Origin of the sequence: Shewanella glacialimarina, from assembly GCF_020511155.1 — a bacterium.
Classification (GTDB): Bacteria; Pseudomonadota; Gammaproteobacteria; order Enterobacterales; family Shewanellaceae; genus Shewanella; species Shewanella glacialimarina.
In genome coordinates, this window is the sequence record NZ_CP041216.1 from 3,135,366 (window position 1) to 3,154,467 (window position 19,102).

Sequence of the window (19,102 nt, forward strand, 5' to 3'; positions counted from 1 at the left end):
TTATTTATTTTGGACGCTTAAAATAACACTCATAAATAGAAAATAAAGTGATTAATAGACAATTTCATAAGATATTTCGTATTCAGAATAATCTTCTCTGTTTTCTCGCAACAAATGCAGCTCTTTGGTCTGCAATAATCTGACTCACTCTGCGCTCAGTTAAGCCATAATCTTTAGCTATTACCTCTAGATTATTGCCTTTAAACTCTCGCCAAATACGGATATCTCGCAGCGCATCTTTAAGGCGTTCGCCGTTGGGGATATACATATCACGACCACCTAAGTAAGTACTTAATGTGGTGGCTAGGGCCTCGCTAACTGCCACAGAGTTGGGCACCTTATTGCCCTCAAGGGTAACGCGCATTAGCTCGCATAAGCTTTGCAATGTTGATGGCCAACGCTTGATAAAATCTTCACGCTCATCTGGTTTTAAAGTGCGCAAGGTTTCAAGGGCTTGCTCTAATTCTGCCGCTTCGGTGTTTAACAAATCCATTTGCTTATCCCTTTGGGTATGTTGAGGTGATGTATTACTCATATTTTTGCCATCCTTTGGCATTAACATGCCATTGAAGTAAAGACGATAACTGACTCATTTTCAAGTTCTACCGATACTCTGATACTGCTCAACTATGACCTCATAGTTAGCCGCATGACGTGACTGGCCTTTTACAGGTTGTTCACCACGGGCGATTATGCGTTCAATCAGCTCGCGTTTGTGCCAATTTTTAAGGCTTTCGAGTACTTGATAACCCATGTCTTGATCAAGCCAGCGCACGCTATCAACCCCTTCACCATGACGGCGTAATGTCATACGACGCACATAAGCATCTAATGCCGTTTCACTGCTGTCGCGGATGATCATGTGGTGGCTCATGGTGATCCAAATTGCGACAATCTTGTCGATAATTGCCACTTTACTGCGACCAGCTGACTGGCTTAACCGCCCTTTAAACGGCGTTTTAGCGGTATTTAAAGTGGCTTTTTTAGGTTCAAAGCCTTTATTTTTAAATGCTGTAAAAGCAATTTCGAGTTCAGATAAGGTCATGGCTTTTAACGAGTCTTTGCTTGTAGCACTTTTTAACATGGTGCGATAAAGATCATCCTCTAGCCCTAATTGCCCCTTAGCCACATTGATTAAGGTTTTCAGGCGGTTCTTTTTACGCAGTAGCTCTGCGGCTTGTTGGGGTAATAAATTCATTTCAATTCCTGTTCATCATTCGCTGAGTCAATCACAATGCTTTTCGTCGCTTTGGGAGCACTTTTAATATCGCGCCACTTGGGTAGGTAAGTGTCTAAATATCCCTGTGCATCAAACCCTTTAGCGCTAACACTTTGCACATATTTCATTAACCGTTTTGCATAGGGGGTTAGCTTCATTTCACGTCCTTAGCTGCTCATCAGTATCCTGCCACTACGCGGGATAGACTTTGACGACCTAAGCCGCCAGAGTTTCGCAATGATTTAATTGTTTAGGGTTTCAATCACGTCTAGAGCACGCTTGCAGGCATGAAAAACCACTTTGCGTTTGTCGCACATATTGACCGACTTAAAGCCCCTTAACTGATGCAATATGGCGGCGCAAAGTTGCAACGTTAAATGAGGAGTATCAACGGCAGTGGTACTGAGTGTGTTTCTAAGATCATCAACATCAGTATCAAGCAATTCGGCCAGACGTAACTTAAATGCCACACGATCAAGCCGTACTTGGTTGTCATCTAATAAAGTAGTGATATGTGAAGTCATGGGCGCTCCTTAAAGTGTGCTGATATCAAGGGGTAATTGGGTATACTTGCCGTTTGATTGGCGCTCATACAGGCGTAAATATTGGCTGGTACCAGTAATTTGAATGGCGTCCGCTATGGCATCCATGGCGAGTTTCCATTTGGCATCATCAATATCTAATTGGCGCAAACTCAGTACTTGGTTAACGTCTATACGACCTTGCTGATTAACCCGAAACGCATGCTCTACCATGGCCATTAGTCGTGTGTCAGCGCCGCCACTCCAACTTTTAATGCAATCGTCAATTAACGATTTTGCAGTTTGAATGCGCTCATCAAACACACGGTGTTCACCCACCGCACGGCGCACTTGATACTTGCCGTCAAAACTGGTCAGCAAAACATTGCCTTTACTGCCACCTACTTTTACGCCGTATTCACTGGCTGATAAGTCGGAAAAATCATCAATTTGCGCCATGGTGACCAACTTGAATTTCACCATTGATTGGCGAAGCTCTTTGGCAAAGCCCACAATCGACATCACCACTTCATCACGCAGTTTATCTACCGCTTTAATGCGGTCTTCTGGCACTAAATCACCTTTGGCATTTTTGCGATAACCTGCTGGTATGACTGTTTGTTGTTGAAAGTTCATGTTGTTACTCCTCATTCCAGCGTACGGTGACGCCATGAAATTGCACCGCGCTGCTGCGACGGCGAATACCTTTAATATTTTCAATAATCTCAACGGCTTTATTTTTAAAGTCGTTGCTTGGATTGGTGATATGTACCACGTTGGCTTTACGTCCAAGCACCTTCATACCGCGTAACCGAAGTGCGCTGATAACATCAAATTTGTTAAGTTTGTATTCCATAATTGCTACTCCTGCGGTGGGGTTGAGTGCTCATCTAAAAGACGGTTGTAACGATATGCCAAGGCAATTAGTTCTTGTTTTAGTAGTTCACAAAGCTGCTTGTGCCCGCCATTATCAGTTATGGATTGACGCTCTAAACGGCTATAGGTTGCCTCTGCCGAATACTGCTTAATTCGGCTTTGTTCTTGATTGACACTTATGCGTTTAAATTGGTGCTTGGCTGATAAAGTAGAGTGGACACAACCACTACGACAAGCTCGATATAAACGGAGTCGAATAGGGTTACTGGTGGATTTATTACATTGGTGTTTATCACATTCATGTAATGGGATTTGGCCCAATATTGGGCATACCACCACATGATTCATGAATGCTCCTTCGACTAGCTTTTGCATCCGGTCCATGTTGCCACCTTGTCCAGCATACTTACCGTTAATGAGCTGGCTAACGACGGTTTTGCTTATACCAAGTACCTTTGCAACCCCTTCTTGGCCATTAATATTTGCTTGCTCAGCCAAAATGGTTAACCAGTTATTCATGACCTTTCTCCTTGAATGGATAATATGTATTGGTATTTTGATCCCACATGCCTTGTGTGCGTTCGGTTGGATGCAAACGCCCCGTGTCACGTACTAGCAGATACTTTAATGTGGTACCTCTTGGGCTCCCCTTAATGCTATTAAGAGCTCGTATGTAACCCGCCTTTGAAAGGCAACCTAAGTAACGTGTAATAAGCGATGACTCTGCTGTTGACGTAGCTTGGATTAACCCTTTGTTAAAATGCCGATTAATACGAATAGAGTTCCAAACCTGTTGTACTACGGTATTGCGTTTAATGCGTTGCGGTGCACGTATTGCTTGAGGTTTACCAATTCCTAAAATCACATCGTCTTGCTGGGTAATGACTTGGTATAAATTACCTTTGTTACCGCTTTGTTTAGACATAAGCTTTATGGCTGATTGCTTTTGCAATCGCTTAGTTAGCTCAGTTACTAAATTCGTTTTCACACCCAATACTTGGGCAATTTCTCTTCGAGTAAACTGGTGTTTTTCACACATTAGCTTCCATGCTTTATGTGTAATTACGCCTTTACTTGACTGTTCCATAATGGTTAGCCCTTTACTTTCTTATTATATTTAGCGCAGATATACAGTGACTTAGCGTCGGCTGTGATTCAGGAATAACTGACCATCTCCCCATAACTCTTTGTCTACATACGCAAGGTCGTTTGATATGGCAAATCGCTCAATTTTTTCGAGTGCGATCAAAATTCTCCGTACTTCGCCACCGCTTCTGACGCGAATAAAATCCAGTAGGTCTTCGCCTACTTGTATATTGCGTTCAAGCAGTTCGGTTGCGAACATGGATACGTCTTCATTGTCTGCGGGCATAAACTCCACCCATTCGCTTATGCGATTAAATAGCTGCTTTCGGTGGCTTATTCTGCGGGCAATTTCTTCCATGCCGATGAGTACGACAGGCAGTTCTGTCGCGTCATATAAATCACGAATCGTTTCCATTGTTTTGGCTTGACCAACAATGTGATCTGCTTCATCTACAAACAGTGCAATCTGCTGGTCATTCATAGTTTGAGTAATGAAATCGACTGATTTTCGTAATGGATACATGGGGTCACTCCCCAGTTCTTTAAGAATTCTGGCTAAAAATGAGCTTGGCGTGTCGGTGGCATAGCAGCGCACGTATACTGGTAAATTGCCCATGTTAGTTAGTTGATTAAACATGTATGCCACTGTGGTTGTTTTACCAAAGCCACTTGCACCATGGATAAGGCCGATACCAGGTGTTATTTCGCTTCTGCTTTGTAGGTTGGCAAACATGTCTTGAGTGCGTAGTACATTTTTTACTTCTACTGTTTTATGTTTCATAATGTTGATCCTTTGGTTTTACTGGGTTTTGCATTTGCTTAATCTGGTATTTTCTAGGGTATAAGCTGAGCAGCTATTTCACTTGCCGGTGGGGCTGCTCGGCTTGCTTTAAAATCTTGTCTAGTCTGTTTCGATGTAATACATTGTTTAAACGATACTTTTTAAGCCATTCACTTTCCTTTTCATTTAATGTTCTATGCAAACTATCGGTTGTTAACAAAACCGCTTTTTCGTGATCGCTTCTTACAATCCGTGACTCTTGATGTGCTTGACGTGAGCGTCGTTCTGCCATTGCTTCACGTTGACGCTCAATAGCATTAAGTTCGGTTTCACTTAGTTGAGTATTTTTGGCAACCGTTGCTGCATGCAGCCCTGTTATTGCAGAATTGCTGTGTGTAGAAGTTTGCTCTAGGTGACTGAGATTGGCGCGTAACAGTTTTTTCTGAGCGAGTTCGTCGGCATATAAAGCATCAATGCCAAATTCCTCTTGTAGGCGTTTTGCTGATTTGCGAAACGCTGCCAATTCTTTTTGGGTTTGTTTACGGCGATCTCGAAATTCACTAGGCGCTATGCCACGATTTACTAAATCCATGTTGACTGCATCAACATAGGTATCCCATTGGTCTACGGGGTAAAGTGTGGCGCGGCCAATATCACAGGGATCAATAAATACCCGCACTGTTTGTCGCTGCCATGCTGCTTCCATTAGTTCAGGTGCCGTGTATTGAATACCGTCAGCTTTAACGGTGCCGCGTACCACTGTTGCTGTACCAATAAAGTTCAGTAAGGTGTCTAGGGTGTGCGGGTTATCAATCACACGTTTGCGATAGTTTGATCCGACCTTTAATTCAAACGGAGTTTTACCAGTTTTATCGTGTGGCACATGCTTATAATCAAACTCTAAATAGTCATTTAAAACCTGCTGTAGCTGTTCAGGTGTTAAGGCTAAATCAAGGCGTTCTGCCTCGGCTTGTTTCTTACCTTCACCTATGCGCTTTGCAAAGTTATACATTGACTCGATTTGTTGACGGTCGCTAACGCTATGCCCGATATAACCTGGCATTTTCTCCATCAGAACACGGCTCATGGTGCCAAAAAAGCGTTCAATAAACGGCTTTTCCCAACCGCTAAAGGCGTTAGCTTTGGATATTTTCAAATCAAGCAAGTTAAAAATAGTGGTAGTGCGTTTTGACACATAATCGCTGCCATTGTCGGTACGCATAATCGCGCCCTCTTCCGGTAATCCCCACTCAAGCAAGGTTTTACGCAGCAATAAGCAAATAGCTTCACTGTTTGAAGTTGGCGCCACAATTAATTGCACGTCACGTGTGTAGGCATCTATCACCGCCACAACACTATGACGCTTCAATTTCCCGTTGACGTTTAACTCAACGTCAGTAGGGGTTGAGTCAAACTCCCACACTTGGTTAGGCCCTGATAAGTGCGGGTACATACGCGCAAATAATGGCCTGTATTTATCAGTGTATTTGGTGGGATTAGTGGTAAAGGTATGAGCTAGCTCATTTTTCACTTCATACTGCACCAACCAACGTTTAAATGAACTAATTGAGGGTAAATCCCAGCCGTATTCAGCTGCTCGCACTAAAGCTAAGTCACGTACCTTATTTGCTTGATTTAATAGGTGTGGTTTCTTGGTCACTAATGCGAGTAAAAACTCATTTAAGCGCGGTTGAAGATCAATTTTAGAGGCTGTTTGTCCCTTGTATTGATCAACAAGCCCAATAATCCCTTGTTCTTCGTACGCTTTATACCAGCGATAAAGAGTAGCCTTTGCAAGCTGTGTAACTTGGGTTCTAACATCTTTAGTATTGAGTAATGTGGAGGTATTGAATGCTTTAACAAAAACAGCCACTCCGGCCGATTTATTTCCTGCAGCCTCATACGGCGAAACAAACTCACTAAAGGCATTAATCACCATTTCTCTGGCTTTGGCTTTAGATTGTTTTGCTTCGCTTAAACACATAAATTGCGCTAATCCCTGGCTCTTAACGTTGATACGTTGTTGGCGGTTTTGCTTACTTTGTACTTCGTCCTGCTTTAAAGCTGATTTTGCAGAAATGACACTTGTTAAAGTGCTGGACTCAACAGCCTTTGCTTTCAAGTAGCCTTGGGTTTCAGTAGGCAAACTGTCGATGTGATATTCAAAGCCTTTGCCCTGCTCACATTTCTTTTTTATCCAACCTTCACGGTTAGCTAGCTTTCTATTGCCTTGTACTGTTGTGTACATGCCTGGAATATTGAGCAATTCTTGAAGGGTGTAATATGGCTTAATCATATTTCTGCCCTACCAAATCAAATTCAATTTCATTAGATAGCTCAACTAAGATTTCTTTAGAAACCTTTCCCCAACGTGGTTTAACTCCGGTATCTGGAGCAAACATTTGTACGCACTTTTGAACCGTGCGCGGGTTGTACCCTTCTCTTAATGCCCAGGCTCTGCAGCTGAGCCCTCGCCTCATTAGTGCAGCATAGATCTGATTCGCATTTTCAATCTCCACGATGTCTGCTCCTTATTTCACAAATTTGTGATAATATTTAAATTGTTCGCATTGCGCATGTAGCACATACAAAAAGTAACATTCATACGCACTGCGTACGAATGTGATGATACGATCACATTCGTACGCTGGTCAAGCATGTTTGTAATGTTTCTTTTTCTATTTTATGCACTAGCTTCTGAATATGACTTTTAATAATTTAAATTCAGCAACTTAACTAAAAAGAAACAAGAAATGAAAAATGAAAATGATGTTTCTTTTCCGACGATGGGAAAGGAAACCTTTGCAGATAGATTAGAAATGGCGATAGGAACTACAAGCGTACGCGCGTTCGCATCCGCTATTGATTTATCTGAAGGGGCTTTACGCAAGTATTTAAGAGGACAATCACTACCTCAAATTGATAAAGCACTTCTTATGGCTCGACAGGCAAATGTTTCTTTAGACTGGCTAATTTCTGGTGAAGGTCACTCTCAGACGGGTAATGAAGTTACTGAGATTGTGAATAATGAATTTAATGAAGAGTACTCATTAATACCTGGTTACCATATATCGGTTAGCACTGGTCATGGCAGGATAACTGATAGTGAACCAGTTAAGCGCCATCTGGCTTTCAGACGTAAGTGGTTAAAATTTAGAGGGTTTGAAGCTGAAAAGCTTGCTGTGGTATTTGCTTCTGGTGATTCCATGGAGCCGACGATCCATAACAACAACACGCTATTAGTGAATACGTCTGATACCAAGCTAACGGATGGTAGTATCTTTGTTTTACGATTTGGCGATGAACTATATGCCAAGCGTTTACAGAAGAGATTTGATGGTGATGTGTTGTTAATAAGTGACAATAAAGAGTATGAAGATCAAATTGTGAAAGCTGATGAAATAGACAAGCTTCACATCATTGGTAAAGTAGTCTGGATTGGTAAAGATCTTTACTAAACAACGGTGGGTTGCTTTGTCTCAAACCCACCGAGCTATTTCCTTTTATTTGAGATTAATCTCAAACCTTACGAATAATCAATTACGCACCAGTCAAAATGGCAATCAGCCACAAAGCTTAGTCCTCAGTGGATTTCCCACCTAGTTTAATTAATTCCCGTTTGATTTCACTTTAATGCTTAATTCTCATACCTAGTGACTGGTTACATGATTGGATATTGAGCCAGCACTGGTTGAAGTAATCCACTCAAACAGTAAATAATCGCCATCACAAATAGGCTGTTTACCTCCATTCATTGAGTTGCCCTTTGCGCGCGCGATGAAGTGTTTCTGAGAATTTAAGTTGCCATAGTGTGCTGGGACTTTAATGGTACGAACTTGTTCGGCTGAACTGGTTTTAAAATGTCCGCACGCAATTTTTAAATCTTCATAGAATGGAAGGTATATAACATTATCTTGGGGTGCATCATTTAGCATAGATAACGCACTGGTTGATAAATGCAGCGAGTTTAAATCTGATGGTTTTAATATAATATCGAGTTTGGCATAGTAATCTTTTAAGTCAGCTAGCATTTGTTTATTAATCTGTTTTAGATCGCTCTCTTCAAGCTTTTCCCATAGTACAGTGTCAAAGGACATTAAACTGAGTTCATTACACTGATAAAAGAACCGTTTCCGCTCAAATTTTTCAAATGGATTACTGCCTATACTGCGTTTAATATAAGCATTATCAAATAAATTTTCATGGCGGTTAAGCGGATTATGCTCTTTTTCACTTCGACCATATTGATCTAACATAGTCTGGTAAAAGCCGCTGTAATGTTGAACCATTTTATCAATATCGACTTCACCTTGCGGATTATGATGGTTAATCATGATCAGCATAAAGATGATTTTGTATGAATAGGTATAATCTCGTTTTTCAATAAACTCTATAAAATCAGCTTTACGGGTATCTTTAGTACGAATAGGGATATTTTTATCTTGTCTAAGATCATCAAGCTTTTGCTGGCTGAAATAATTTAAGGTTTTACTGCCAAAGGGGATCGTTTTACTTGCAATAAGTTCACCTTTTCTCATCCACGCTTTAACAGTACCCGTTGATATAAAGAGTTCTCGTGCAAGTTGCTCTTCATTGAGTAAATCACTAAATTCTTTTTCAAAGTTAAAGATATTAATTGGCTCAATTCTTCGCTCAGACTCCCACAAGCCATCTAGGATAATCAGATCATGCTGTAGGGTGCCATGGACATCTTTTACCACATCACCAAAGGGTTGATAAAATCCTAAATTAAACAATCCATGAATTGACCAAGGCTTAATCACAGCGCCATAACTATCAACAACGTCAATCACATATAATGCTTCTTTTCCTGGATGATTTCTTGTTCCCCGGCCTAACTGCTGGGTATACAGCACCTTTGACATAGTCGGCCTTGCCATGACCAATATACTGGTTTGTGGGGCATCCCAACCTTCATTCAGTAACTCGCATGCACAAATTATTTGTACTTTCTCTTGCTGGTATAAAGCAAGGCCTGAGCGATCTTTACCGCTAACTGCCACTGCTGTTATGCCTGACTGATTCAACAATGCAGCCATTCGTTGGGTATGTTTAATATCCACACAAAAGATAACGCCCTGCTGGGCACTAATTTTGTATTCGCTATGATGAGTAAAGAAATACTTCTTCAACATATCAACAATGAGTTGATCCCTTGAAGGTAAGATGACTGTTTTTTGTAAGTCACTTTTAACAAATTCTTTGCCATTAAAACGCACTTTTGAAAAGTCGATATTTGACTCTAGTCGAAAAGCCCTTATCTGAGGAACTAGCTTTTGCTGAATAGCTTCCTCCAGTGTCATTTCAACTTCATACTGACCAAAAATATCAGCCAATTGACGCTGATCATATCGCTGATCCGTTGCCGTTAAGCCTAATAAGGTTTCTGGAGAGAAATAACTTAACACTTGCCTTAACCCATCTGCACCAGCTCGATGAGCTTCATCAACTACAATATAGTCAAAATAATCTTTAGCTAATTTACGATAATGCCGCAATACATAGGCGCTTGTTTGCACAACAATATCCAATTGAGTATTTGATAATGCAAGACCAACGTTGATATTTGGTAGACGCTTTTGTATTCGCTCTATTAATTGCTGACGTAAATCTCGGGTAGGTACGATGGCAAGTACCTGTTTAGCTTTGGATTGCTGAAACTGTAATCTAAAGTCTTCGATAAAGACTTCGGTTTTCCCCGTTCCAGTTGGCAACACGACTAAAAAGCTGTTTTGACCGTTTTCACGTTTTAAAATGAGATTATCTACTGCATCTTGTTGATGTTGATATATCTCGAAATTGTATGCTCGTTGTGCCCTATAAAGCGGCGACTTTTTGAAGCTATTTGCATCACCAAAATAATCTTTTATTTGGTCTTCAAATTTAAACTCGTCACTCATCCCCCTATCAGACCATCGATAAACCAAGTAACCATCTTTAACTAATGAGTTCTGCTTAAACAGTTGTGAGCGGTATTTATTTTCAGTCACGAAAGCAGATAAAGGGTGATGATAAGTTTCACCATTGAGTTCAATAGCAATGGGATTAGTGGTGCGTTGGAGAATGTAGTCGACGTAACGTTTATGACCTAACCTATCAATATAGGGTGCTTCTGCTTGCAAGGCATGGATAGATGCTGCACCATAAACTTGTTCAAATAACTCGGCAAACTTATATTCTGGTGGCGTTGGGTCAATATGATCCTCAGATCTATTCGCACCAAACTTTCTTAGTTCAATATCTTCAATTTCATCAAGTAGAAAGTCTTGCCAATCATTGAGTAATTGCAGCTTGTCAGATGCACAAAAACGATAAAGCCCCTGATATCGATGCATGAGTTTGTTTTGATAACTTGTATAGCTTACATAATGAAATGACGTTGGTGATAAATCGTATAATGTGTGATCAACCAATACAGCAGGTTTATCTAAAGCAGAATATTGACTTCCTCCACCTGAATAAACATACAAACGACCAACATCAACCACATCTTTAAGTTGATACTGAAAACCAGCAGCTATGTTATCTATGTCATTTCCAGTGATAGCCATGGTGTTACCGTTTTATCAAAATAGCATTAAGCCACTTATCATCTTGCCTATCGGGTCTGACATCCTGAGTTATCCATGTTTTGTTTATTGATAAATTAGAGTTAACAATAAACGAAGCTAATCTTTGTTCATTAGCATTGGTAAAGAAGCGACCGCCTCGATTTATATCATCATCACCATACTTAAATGAGCAATAGAAAATCCCCCCAACGGCTAAATATGAGGCTAAACGCTTAAAAGTATTGGCGATTAAAGGGCTAGGCACATGTAATAATGATGCACATGCCCAAATGGCATCAAATTTCAGTTTAGTGTCAAAGCTATCAAAAGTGGCGAGTGAGACTTCAAGGCCTGTATATAATGTCGCTTTCTTAACTAGGGCTTCGCTAGCGTCAAATGCGGTGACCTTAAAACCCTGTTGAATGAAGTAAGCACTGTCACGACCGCTGCCACAACCTGCATCAAGGATATGTCCAGTTAACGGAATGAGGGGAATAAACTCATTATAAAGGGCTGTCATATTCACATTAACAGTATCAGAATAAAAAGCATCAGAATGCTGGTTGTAGAAATCTATGGTCATACTGAGTTTAGTTATTTTAGGCGCTAGACATAATTCCAAGATTAACATAACCAATTGAAAGGTATAGTAACTAATTCATATTACCGCAACAAAAAAATACCTGCACTTGGCAGGTATTTTCGTAAGCTTAAAAAGAAGCAAGGCTAAAGTATTAACCCATACCTTATTTCACTAGCTCTGCTTTTTAACAAATTTCGATTTCAACATCATTTGGCCGTTGCCATCTACTTTACAATCGATGTCGTGGTCACCTGCGACAAAACGGTTAATAACCGCTTTTGTGCCGACTTTTAGTACCAAAGAAGACCCTTTTACTTTTAGATCTTTGATTAAGGTGACTTTGTCACCTTCAGCAAGCAAGTTACCTACGGCATCGCTAAGAATGATAACGTCTGGGTCTACTACCACTTCATTTGGGTTCCACTCATTAGCGCATTCTGGGCAAATTAATAACGTGCCGTCTGAATAGGCGTATGGTGACTCACATTTGGGGCATGGTGGGATTGTATCGCTCATCACTAATTCTCTTTAATTAACATACTGTAACAGCCAGAACTTTATATGCGATGCTGACTCAATAACGAGTCTATTGGGCTTTAAGCTGCATTCTGACCAAAATGATAATGGCATTATAATGAAATTATCATTTACACTCAATCCAGCATCATCTTTTAAGACTGAAAATGATGGTTAGCTCTTCACTTTTGGGTTATTAGTCGGCTGTTGATCGCCATAGCTCACATCATGTTGTTCAAGATAACCGCGAATTAGCTGACGTACAACTTGCGATGGCGTTAGGTCTTGCGATGCGCACAGTTGTTCAAATGCCTGCTTTTTACTTGGATCGAGTAGCACAGTAAAGCGTGCCGTTTTATTTTCCATTAGGGTCACTCCCATTAAAACATTATCATTTGATGATAATACCCTATATGCAATTATGCAGATACTCATTTACATAAAAGCACTTTCTTTTCGGTTCAACTACACTGATTTTTATCTTCCGCAGGCCCATCATTCTAGCTGCCAATTGCAACTTGTATTACCACTCTTATGGCAGTAATTGGCAAACTAAAATATCAGGTTAGGATGTTGTTTTTAGTTAATACTAGGCTTGACCGAATCAGTTTTGCACCGCATATTACAAGTAACAAAATACTTACATTTGATTTTCTGGTTAGTCTATCCGTCAGATGTTCTATTACTCGTATTAAGGATGGCATGTGTTGCGGTTTCATTCGATAATTTTTGACTAAGTGATGACACTAAATGATTGCCATAGGCGTCGCCAGTAAATGAGTTTAATTGCCCATTATTTACATAAGTGGAAATTCAGAGTAGCCATATTAATTGGCTTATGTTTACTGTGGCCGATACAAAGCATCATCATTAGCGCCTTACAGGCTGGGGCGCTTGAACCCTATCGTATTCAGTTGCCGGTCAATGTTGATAACACCACTCGTGATAAGTGGGGCATAAAGCATGATGCAATTATTGAAAAGATCTTTGTGAGTGGCAGCTTCAGCGACTGGCATATTGACGACACTTTCTATCAACTAACACAACAAAACCAGCAGTGGTACTTTGACTTACCGGTCTACCCTGGGGATCTTGAATATAAATTAGTGCTTTTTATTCAAAATAAAGTCGAACCGGTGTGGATTTTAGACCCTAATAACCCTCAAACCAGTGTTAACCCCTGGGGTGGCGAAAATTCGCTTATACGGATAGCTGATTGGCCAAAAATCACTTTAATTAGCCAAATTCTTACCGCAGCGTTATTAGGTACATTTTTACTCTTTTGTATTCTCGAACCCTTTCTTTACTGGTTACTGCACCAAAAAATACCGTTTCATCGTAAATTAGTACTCAGCAATATTCTGATATTGGCCTGCGCGCAACTATTATTTTTCAGTTATCAACTGCATCTAAATAGACAATTAATTAAACAAGGTTTAATCGATAGCGTGCACGCTATGCATCTGATTTTACATGGTGAGGGAGTGGATTTTGAACAACTGGACACACAAGCAAACAATATCAATAGGGGGTTAAGTCAGTTTTTTGTCCCTGCTACCACGCGCATTGATAAAACCCAAAGTAGTTTATTTCAAATTACCCTTTCCGATTTTGCAGTGTTGGATAAAAATGGCCAGTTAATTACCCTGCGCCATCGTGGGCAAAATGCACAAATCCAACAGTCTCGGGCTGAACAACTGGGTTTTAATAATAGCCGCGACTACTTCGTTGACGGTATGTGGCGTGACTTGCTGCCCAAAGCAATAGCTGAAGCGCAAAATGGCCAGATAGTAATAATGTCACGACCGCAGAATATGAATGGGGTTGAAACATCGCGGACACGGACTGCTGAGTTGATACTTGGGTTTAGTCAGTTTGTGCAGCCGATTGTATATCGCGGCCAGTTAAAAGGCTTCTATGCGGGGTCTATTCAAGTAAAGCTTTACGGTGACGAACTGCTGAGAATGTTTCTATTTCAGTTACTCTTGCTTGGCGGGGTAATTGTGTTATCGAGTTGGTTATTCACTCGTGTGGGTAAAATGGTCACTGAAGATATTTTAAAGTTAACCAAGTGGACTCAAAATATTGTCAAGGGTGATTTGTCACAGGTGTTAACCATCAATAGCCAGGATGAAATTCAGCAATTGTCTGAAAACTTCAATAACATGCGCCAGTCTTTACAGGACAGCTTTACCCAAATAGCAGAGCAAAATAGTAAGTTATATCAAGAAGCATATTTTAATGGTTTAACGGCGCTACCTAATCGAAAAAAATTATATAGTGATCTTGCAGATCAATCTATTGGCGCTTTGCTGGTGATTAACATTAACGATTTTGGTGAGTTTAATGACTTTTATGGTGTCGATACCGGTGATGAGATTTTACTGGAGGTAGCCAATCGATTAGCCGCTAAAAATAGGCCGGTTACCTTATATAAAACTGGCCCTGATGAGTTTGTCGTAACATTAACAACTCAAATATTAACCTCAGACACAGTATCAAATTTTGTATCAACCGAAAGTTCAAATAATCATCTACAATTGGCAAAACTTGGACAGCTTTTATTTGACGATGTTTGTCAAAAACCTCTGCTTATCAAAGATAGTGAATATTATATCTCCGTCAGTATTGGCGGAGCACTGTTATCGGTTAATCAGCAAGTATTAGCTAAAAATATACCTGGTTCAACCATAGCTAATTCAAGTTCAACAACGTCAGCAAACCAACTACATCGGCATGCTGATTTAGCAAGGCGCTTTGCTAAAAAACAACAGCTGACTTATTGCTGTTTTAGCAGCGAAATGGCTAATTCAGCAGCATTTGAAGAAAACATGCGCCAAAGCAGAATGCTAGCTAAAGCAGCACAAGAGCAATGGGTAGTGCCCTATGTTCAACTTATTCAGCCTTTAATTGATGCGCCAATAAAGTTTGAGTGTTTGATGCGGCTCCAACTACCCGATGGGCAAATATTAGCGCCGCACCAGTTTATGGCAGCAGCCAGACAATCACGTATTTATCCGCAGTTAATGCGCTGTATGCTGCAAAAGTCAATTGCACTGTTTAAAAATCAGCCCTATGAGTTTTCGGTTAACATCACGTTAGATGATATTGCCATTGCACAAAATTTGGAGGCTATTGTCAGTTTACTTAAAAGTGAACCGGACACCACGCAGCGGATAACCTTTGAATTATTAGAAAGTGAAGAAATAACTAACTACGAGGCGGTGGAGCATTTTATTAAGTTAGTCAAACCGTTAGGCTGCAAAATTGCGATTGATGATTTTGGCGCAGGTTATTCGAACTTTGTGCATTTGCTCAGTTTAGATATTGATATTATCAAAATAGATGGATCATTAATCCGCCATTTAGATAGCGACCCTAAAGCGCAGTTGTTGGTTGAAACCATAGCTATTTTCGCCCATAAAATGGGAAAAAAAACCGTCGCTGAGTTTGTCGAAAACGACGCTATTCTCAGCTTACTTAACCAGTATGAAATTGATTATGCCCAGGGATACTTACTGGGCGAACCTGCAGCATCCATAGCTCAAGCATTGGCGATTTATTCAGCTGAGTAGCTGTTTCAAAATTAGCTCAAAATCAGGCCGCTGCAACACACCCAATTGCATGCAAGTCTTTGATAATATTGCTAATTCAGCATACTTGGAAGTAGACTGTTGTGGATGATCTGGCTTAATTAAGCATAACAAATCATCAATCAAACAACCTAATGCACGCACTTCAATTTTGTGCATTTTCAGGCGCTGTTGCGGCGGTAAGTGAGCTAAATTAGACGCTGCACCAAAATCACCAAATAACACCTTAAACTCATCATCCACCATAATATTATGTGCATAGATATCGCCATGACTAACCTGCTGCTGATGCATATGGGCCATGGTGTGACTCATTTGTTTTGCAATATGCGCTATCGCCTCTACAGAATACTGCGTATCAGCGTTAAAAGTGTCTCGGGTACAGGTACTTAATGAGGGTGGCAGGCCTAAATTTTGATAACCCTCTGGAATAAGCGCCATTACTAACCCCAGTTGTTCACCATGATGAATTTGGCCTATGGCGGGAATTAAATTGTTATGTTCACCCGTTGTTAAACAACAATCAAGCTCATCTGCTGGGTAACCGTCGCTGGTGATAGCGCCTTTAAACATTTTCACTGCTACATTGTCGGGCAAATGTGCTTGGGACACAGGTTTCTCAAGCCAATGCGCTTTATATATAATGCCCGATGCACCCTGGCCAATTTGGGCGCTGAAATGCAAGTGTTCTGGGTGGATCATTGGCACGCTGTTATTCAAACATTCATCAACATGGCTATAAGGGTTACCCGCAAACGCTAACCAACTGAGTTTGGGTAAGTCGAATAACCAATCGGGTAAATGGCTCAGTTTGTTGGCCGATAACCGCACTAATTCCAACTCACGACAGTTAGCCATACTGCCCGGTAATTCAGTTAGTTGGTTACCGGCTAGCGCCAGTTTTTTAAGTTGGGTTAAGCGGCCGATTGAATCTGGTAAGTGGGTTAACTGGTTATCAGTTAATATCAACCAACGGGTATGGTCGGGTAAAGCCTGTTCACTCACGTGGGTAAGTTGATTGGCTTTAAAACCAATCATTTCAAGCTTAGGGCATCGGCCTAATACCTCTGGTAATTCAGTGAAGCAATTTTGTGATAAAAACACGATGCGCAGCTGGCTTAATTGATCAAAGTCATCAGGTAGGCTCGATAATTGATTATTCGATAAGTCTAAAATCTCTAAACTGTCGGCTAATGACAAGAGCGCCCTTGGAAACTCGGTCAGTTCTGCCACTATTTGCACACGTGCAAGCCCTTTTAGTTCACCTGATTCAAGCTGAGCTAAGGTATGCATACTGGTATTCCTGTCAATGTGGTAATCAACTAGATAAACGCGAAATAATAAAGAAGCTGCTGCTTGATAGCAAATAGTCATCAGATTCATATTGAAATGATAGGCTGAAATGATAGGCTGAAATGATAGGCAAAAAAAACCACTGCATAGCAGTGGTAAAATGGATACTAAAAGTGTCAATTGGGGTTGGTTTTTAGTTTTATTTTCATCTGAATGAAAATAATATCCTAAGTGATCTCTAACAAAGCAGATCAAACAATGGTGTTAAATAAGTTCAGCCAACATAGCGTCGTTGTATTCAACAACTGCTTCACCTTGACGCACTTTGGCTACGTAGTCAGGGTTGGCAATAAATGGACGGCCAATAGCCAATAAATCAAATTTATTGTCTGCTATTGCTGCACTGCCAGTTTCGGCGGTATAGCTACCCACACCCACTAAGGTGCCAGTGTAAACACTGCGCAGATAGGTCGATATATTGCCACCTAAGTAATCAAACTGCATTGAGTCGTCAAAAATACCGCCGTGTAAAAACGCTAAATTGCGTTTAGCTAACTCAGGTAATAAATAGTCAAACACAGCACGGTCACGTGGGTCGGCTGCCATATTAAAATAGGCACCAGGAGAAACTCGAATAGCAGTGCGGTCTGCGCCAATTCTGGCAACAACAGCATCCACAACGTCTAAAGCAAAACGTGACATATTTTCAGGAGTTTGGCCGTACTCGTCTTCACGACGATTGTTGTCATGATGCAAAAACTGGTCAATTAAATAGCCATTCGCTGCATGAATTTCAACGCCGTCAAAGCCAGCATCAATCGCATTTGCCGCTGCTTGAGCATAATCAACCACTAACTGCTTAATATCATCTAAGGTGGCAGCTTTTGGAGTTTGATAAACCAGTTCGCGCATTCTAGGCACTGTACCTTCAACAGCTTGTGCAGAAGAAGAGAGTACATAGTCACCATCAAAAAAGTGTGGGTGTGCTACACGGCCAGTGTGCCAAAGTTGAGAAAAGATTTTACCGTCACTTTTATGCACGGCATCGGTCACTTTACGCCAACCGTCAATTTGAGCTGGAGTAAATAAGCCTGGGGTGTTTGGGTAGCCTTGAGCATCTGGGCGGATAATAGTCGCTTCGCTGATAATTAAGCCTGCTGCAGCGCGGCGAGCATAGTAATCAACCATCTTCTGTGTTGGCACAAGGTCATCATCCGCCATACAACGCGTTAATGGTGCCATTAAAATCTTGTTTGCTAATGTTAAGGTGTCATTGAGTTTGTAAGGGGTAAATAAACTGGCCGTCATGTGGTTAACTCCATTCTTGAATATGCGTTCAAGATAATCTTATTTGAATATTCATTCAAGTAATTTTTGAATGTTTATTCAAAATTGGTTAAACTCACCCAATAATTACTAATGCTAAAGAGAACGCCATGAGAAATGCAGAGTTTGATCGCCAAGTTGTACTGCGTGCGGCCATGCGAGCATTTATGATGAAAGGTTATGCGAAAACCAGCATGGCGGATTTAACCAAAGCGACTGGATTGCACCCAGGATCAATTTATTGTGCATTTGAAAACAAAAAGGGCTTACTGCTAGCGGCAATAGGCCAATACCATGCTGACCGCAGCGCGCAATTTCAACTATTGTTTACCAATAACAATAACCCGTTGCACAACTTAAAAACTTATTTAGCGGGCATTGTAGAAGAGTGTTTGAGTTGTGATGCCACCCAGGCTTGTTTGCTAACCAAAGCGTTAAATGAAGTGGGTGAGCAAGATGAAGATATTAGTCAGTTGATTAATACCAACCTTAACGCCTGGCAATTCGGCATTGAGCAGGTGTTTGAAGCGGCAAAATTACAGGGACTAATCGACAGCGACACTAATAGCCAATTACAGGCGCAGTTTTTAATGATGGGCATTTATGGTTTGCGCACATTTGCCCATACACACCCAACAAAAGAAGTGTTGTTACCACTAGCTGACAAATTATTTAATAGCTTACTTTAAAAACAAAATGACGCCTTAGCGTCATTTTTATTGAACTCCAATATGGG

The 19,102-nt window shown here is 40.8% G+C and carries 20 protein-coding genes and 1 other RNA gene; 3 read left to right on the forward strand and 18 right to left on the reverse strand.

The window, feature by feature from the left end; genetic code table 11:
• Positions 1 to 82: 82 nt before the first annotated feature.
• The 12 genes from FJ709_RS13720 to FJ709_RS13775 all read right to left on the reverse strand — a co-directional run bounded on the left by FJ709_RS13720 (position 83) and on the right by FJ709_RS13775 (position 7,002).
• Positions 83 to 535, reverse strand: coding sequence for a Mor transcription activator family protein (locus tag FJ709_RS13720; RefSeq protein WP_226410591.1), 453 nt, complete (start codon positions 533 to 535; stop codon positions 83 to 85).
• A gap of 60 nt (positions 536 to 595) precedes the next feature.
• Positions 596 to 1,198, reverse strand: coding sequence for a gp16 family protein (locus FJ709_RS13725; RefSeq protein ID WP_226410592.1), 603 nt, complete (start codon positions 1,196 to 1,198; stop codon positions 596 to 598).
• Complete coding sequence (locus FJ709_RS13730; protein WP_226410593.1) at positions 1,195 to 1,377, reverse strand: hypothetical protein; 183 nt, start codon at positions 1,375 to 1,377, stop codon at positions 1,195 to 1,197. The genes FJ709_RS13725 and FJ709_RS13730 overlap by 4 nt, the downstream gene beginning before the upstream one ends.
• A 7-nt stretch (positions 1,378 to 1,384) precedes the next feature.
• Positions 1,385 to 1,457: hammerhead ribozyme type II (locus FJ709_RS13735), an RNA gene on the reverse strand.
• A 4-nt stretch (positions 1,458 to 1,461) separates the two neighbouring features.
• A complete protein-coding gene (locus tag FJ709_RS13740; protein WP_226410594.1) occupies positions 1,462 to 1,743 on the reverse strand; it encodes a hypothetical protein in 282 nt (93 codons plus the stop codon).
• 9 nt (positions 1,744 to 1,752) lie between these two features.
• Positions 1,753 to 2,376, reverse strand: coding sequence for a DUF3164 family protein (locus tag FJ709_RS13745; RefSeq protein ID WP_226410595.1), 624 nt, complete (start codon positions 2,374 to 2,376; stop codon positions 1,753 to 1,755).
• Between the two features lie 4 nt (positions 2,377 to 2,380).
• On the reverse strand, positions 2,381 to 2,596 hold the full coding sequence (locus FJ709_RS13750) for a hypothetical protein (RefSeq protein WP_226410596.1): 216 nt from the start codon (positions 2,594 to 2,596) through the stop codon (positions 2,381 to 2,383).
• A 5-nt stretch (positions 2,597 to 2,601) separates the two neighbouring features.
• Positions 2,602 to 3,135 carry a hypothetical protein gene (locus FJ709_RS13755; RefSeq protein WP_226410597.1) on the reverse strand — a complete coding sequence of 178 codons (534 nt, stop codon included), beginning with the start codon at positions 3,133 to 3,135 and terminating at the stop codon, positions 2,602 to 2,604.
• On the reverse strand, positions 3,128 to 3,703 hold the full coding sequence (locus FJ709_RS13760; protein ID WP_226410598.1) for a hypothetical protein: 576 nt from the start codon (positions 3,701 to 3,703) through the stop codon (positions 3,128 to 3,130). The genes FJ709_RS13755 and FJ709_RS13760 overlap by 8 nt, the downstream gene beginning before the upstream one ends.
• Positions 3,704 to 3,754: 51 nt before the next feature.
• A complete protein-coding gene (locus FJ709_RS13765; RefSeq protein WP_226410599.1) occupies positions 3,755 to 4,483 on the reverse strand; it encodes an AAA family ATPase in 729 nt (242 codons plus the stop codon).
• Between the two features lie 73 nt (positions 4,484 to 4,556).
• Positions 4,557 to 6,779, reverse strand: coding sequence for a DNA-binding protein (locus FJ709_RS13770; RefSeq protein WP_226410600.1), 2,223 nt, complete (start codon positions 6,777 to 6,779; stop codon positions 4,557 to 4,559).
• The gene (locus FJ709_RS13775; RefSeq protein WP_226410601.1) at positions 6,772 to 7,002 is read right to left on the reverse strand and encodes a helix-turn-helix domain-containing protein; all 231 of its coding nucleotides are present in this window, start codon (positions 7,000 to 7,002) and stop codon (positions 6,772 to 6,774) included. Before FJ709_RS13775 ends, FJ709_RS13770 begins: the two co-directional genes overlap by 8 nt.
• A 234-nt stretch (positions 7,003 to 7,236) precedes the next feature.
• Between FJ709_RS13775 and FJ709_RS13780 the strand changes: the two genes are divergently transcribed.
• The gene (locus FJ709_RS13780) at positions 7,237 to 7,941 is read left to right on the forward strand and encodes an XRE family transcriptional regulator (protein ID WP_226410602.1); all 705 of its coding nucleotides are present in this window, start codon (positions 7,237 to 7,239) and stop codon (positions 7,939 to 7,941) included.
• A gap of 192 nt (positions 7,942 to 8,133) precedes the next feature.
• Here the strand turns inward: FJ709_RS13780 and FJ709_RS13785 are convergent, their stop codons facing one another.
• From FJ709_RS13785 to FJ709_RS13800, 4 genes are all read right to left on the reverse strand, one after another.
• The gene (locus tag FJ709_RS13785; RefSeq protein ID WP_226410603.1) at positions 8,134 to 11,055 is read right to left on the reverse strand and encodes a DEAD/DEAH box helicase family protein; all 2,922 of its coding nucleotides are present in this window, start codon (positions 11,053 to 11,055) and stop codon (positions 8,134 to 8,136) included.
• Positions 11,056 to 11,059: 4 nt separating this feature from the next.
• Positions 11,060 to 11,677: a class I SAM-dependent methyltransferase gene (locus FJ709_RS13790; RefSeq protein ID WP_226410604.1), complete on the reverse strand. Its 618-nt coding sequence runs from the start codon at positions 11,675 to 11,677 to the stop codon at positions 11,060 to 11,062.
• A gap of 132 nt (positions 11,678 to 11,809) precedes the next feature.
• Positions 11,810 to 12,154, reverse strand: a complete 345-nt coding sequence (locus FJ709_RS13795) for a zinc ribbon domain-containing protein YjdM (RefSeq protein WP_226410605.1) — start codon at positions 12,152 to 12,154, stop codon at positions 11,810 to 11,812.
• Positions 12,155 to 12,328: 174 nt separating this feature from the next.
• Positions 12,329 to 12,520, reverse strand: a complete 192-nt coding sequence (locus tag FJ709_RS13800) for a ribbon-helix-helix domain-containing protein (RefSeq protein ID WP_226410606.1) — start codon at positions 12,518 to 12,520, stop codon at positions 12,329 to 12,331.
• A gap of 410 nt (positions 12,521 to 12,930) precedes the next feature.
• On the opposite strand from FJ709_RS13800, the gene FJ709_RS13805 reads away from it, so the two are divergent.
• Positions 12,931 to 15,729: an EAL domain-containing protein gene (locus FJ709_RS13805; protein ID WP_226410607.1), complete on the forward strand. Its 2,799-nt coding sequence runs from the start codon at positions 12,931 to 12,933 to the stop codon at positions 15,727 to 15,729.
• Here FJ709_RS13805 and FJ709_RS13810 read toward each other — a convergent pair.
• Both FJ709_RS13810 and FJ709_RS13815 read right to left on the reverse strand, forming a co-directional pair.
• Complete coding sequence (locus FJ709_RS13810; RefSeq protein ID WP_226410608.1) at positions 15,718 to 17,040, reverse strand: leucine-rich repeat-containing protein kinase family protein; 1,323 nt, start codon at positions 17,038 to 17,040, stop codon at positions 15,718 to 15,720. The two genes, FJ709_RS13805 and FJ709_RS13810, sit on opposite strands and share 12 nt — an antisense overlap.
• Before the next feature lie 264 nt (positions 17,041 to 17,304).
• A complete protein-coding gene (locus FJ709_RS13815) occupies positions 17,305 to 18,348 on the reverse strand; it encodes an alkene reductase (RefSeq protein WP_226410609.1) in 1,044 nt (347 codons plus the stop codon).
• A 128-nt stretch (positions 18,349 to 18,476) separates the two neighbouring features.
• On the opposite strand from FJ709_RS13815, the gene FJ709_RS13820 reads away from it, so the two are divergent.
• Positions 18,477 to 19,055, forward strand: coding sequence for a TetR/AcrR family transcriptional regulator (locus FJ709_RS13820; RefSeq protein ID WP_226410610.1), 579 nt, complete (start codon positions 18,477 to 18,479; stop codon positions 19,053 to 19,055).
• Positions 19,056 to 19,102: the final 47 nt, after the last annotated feature.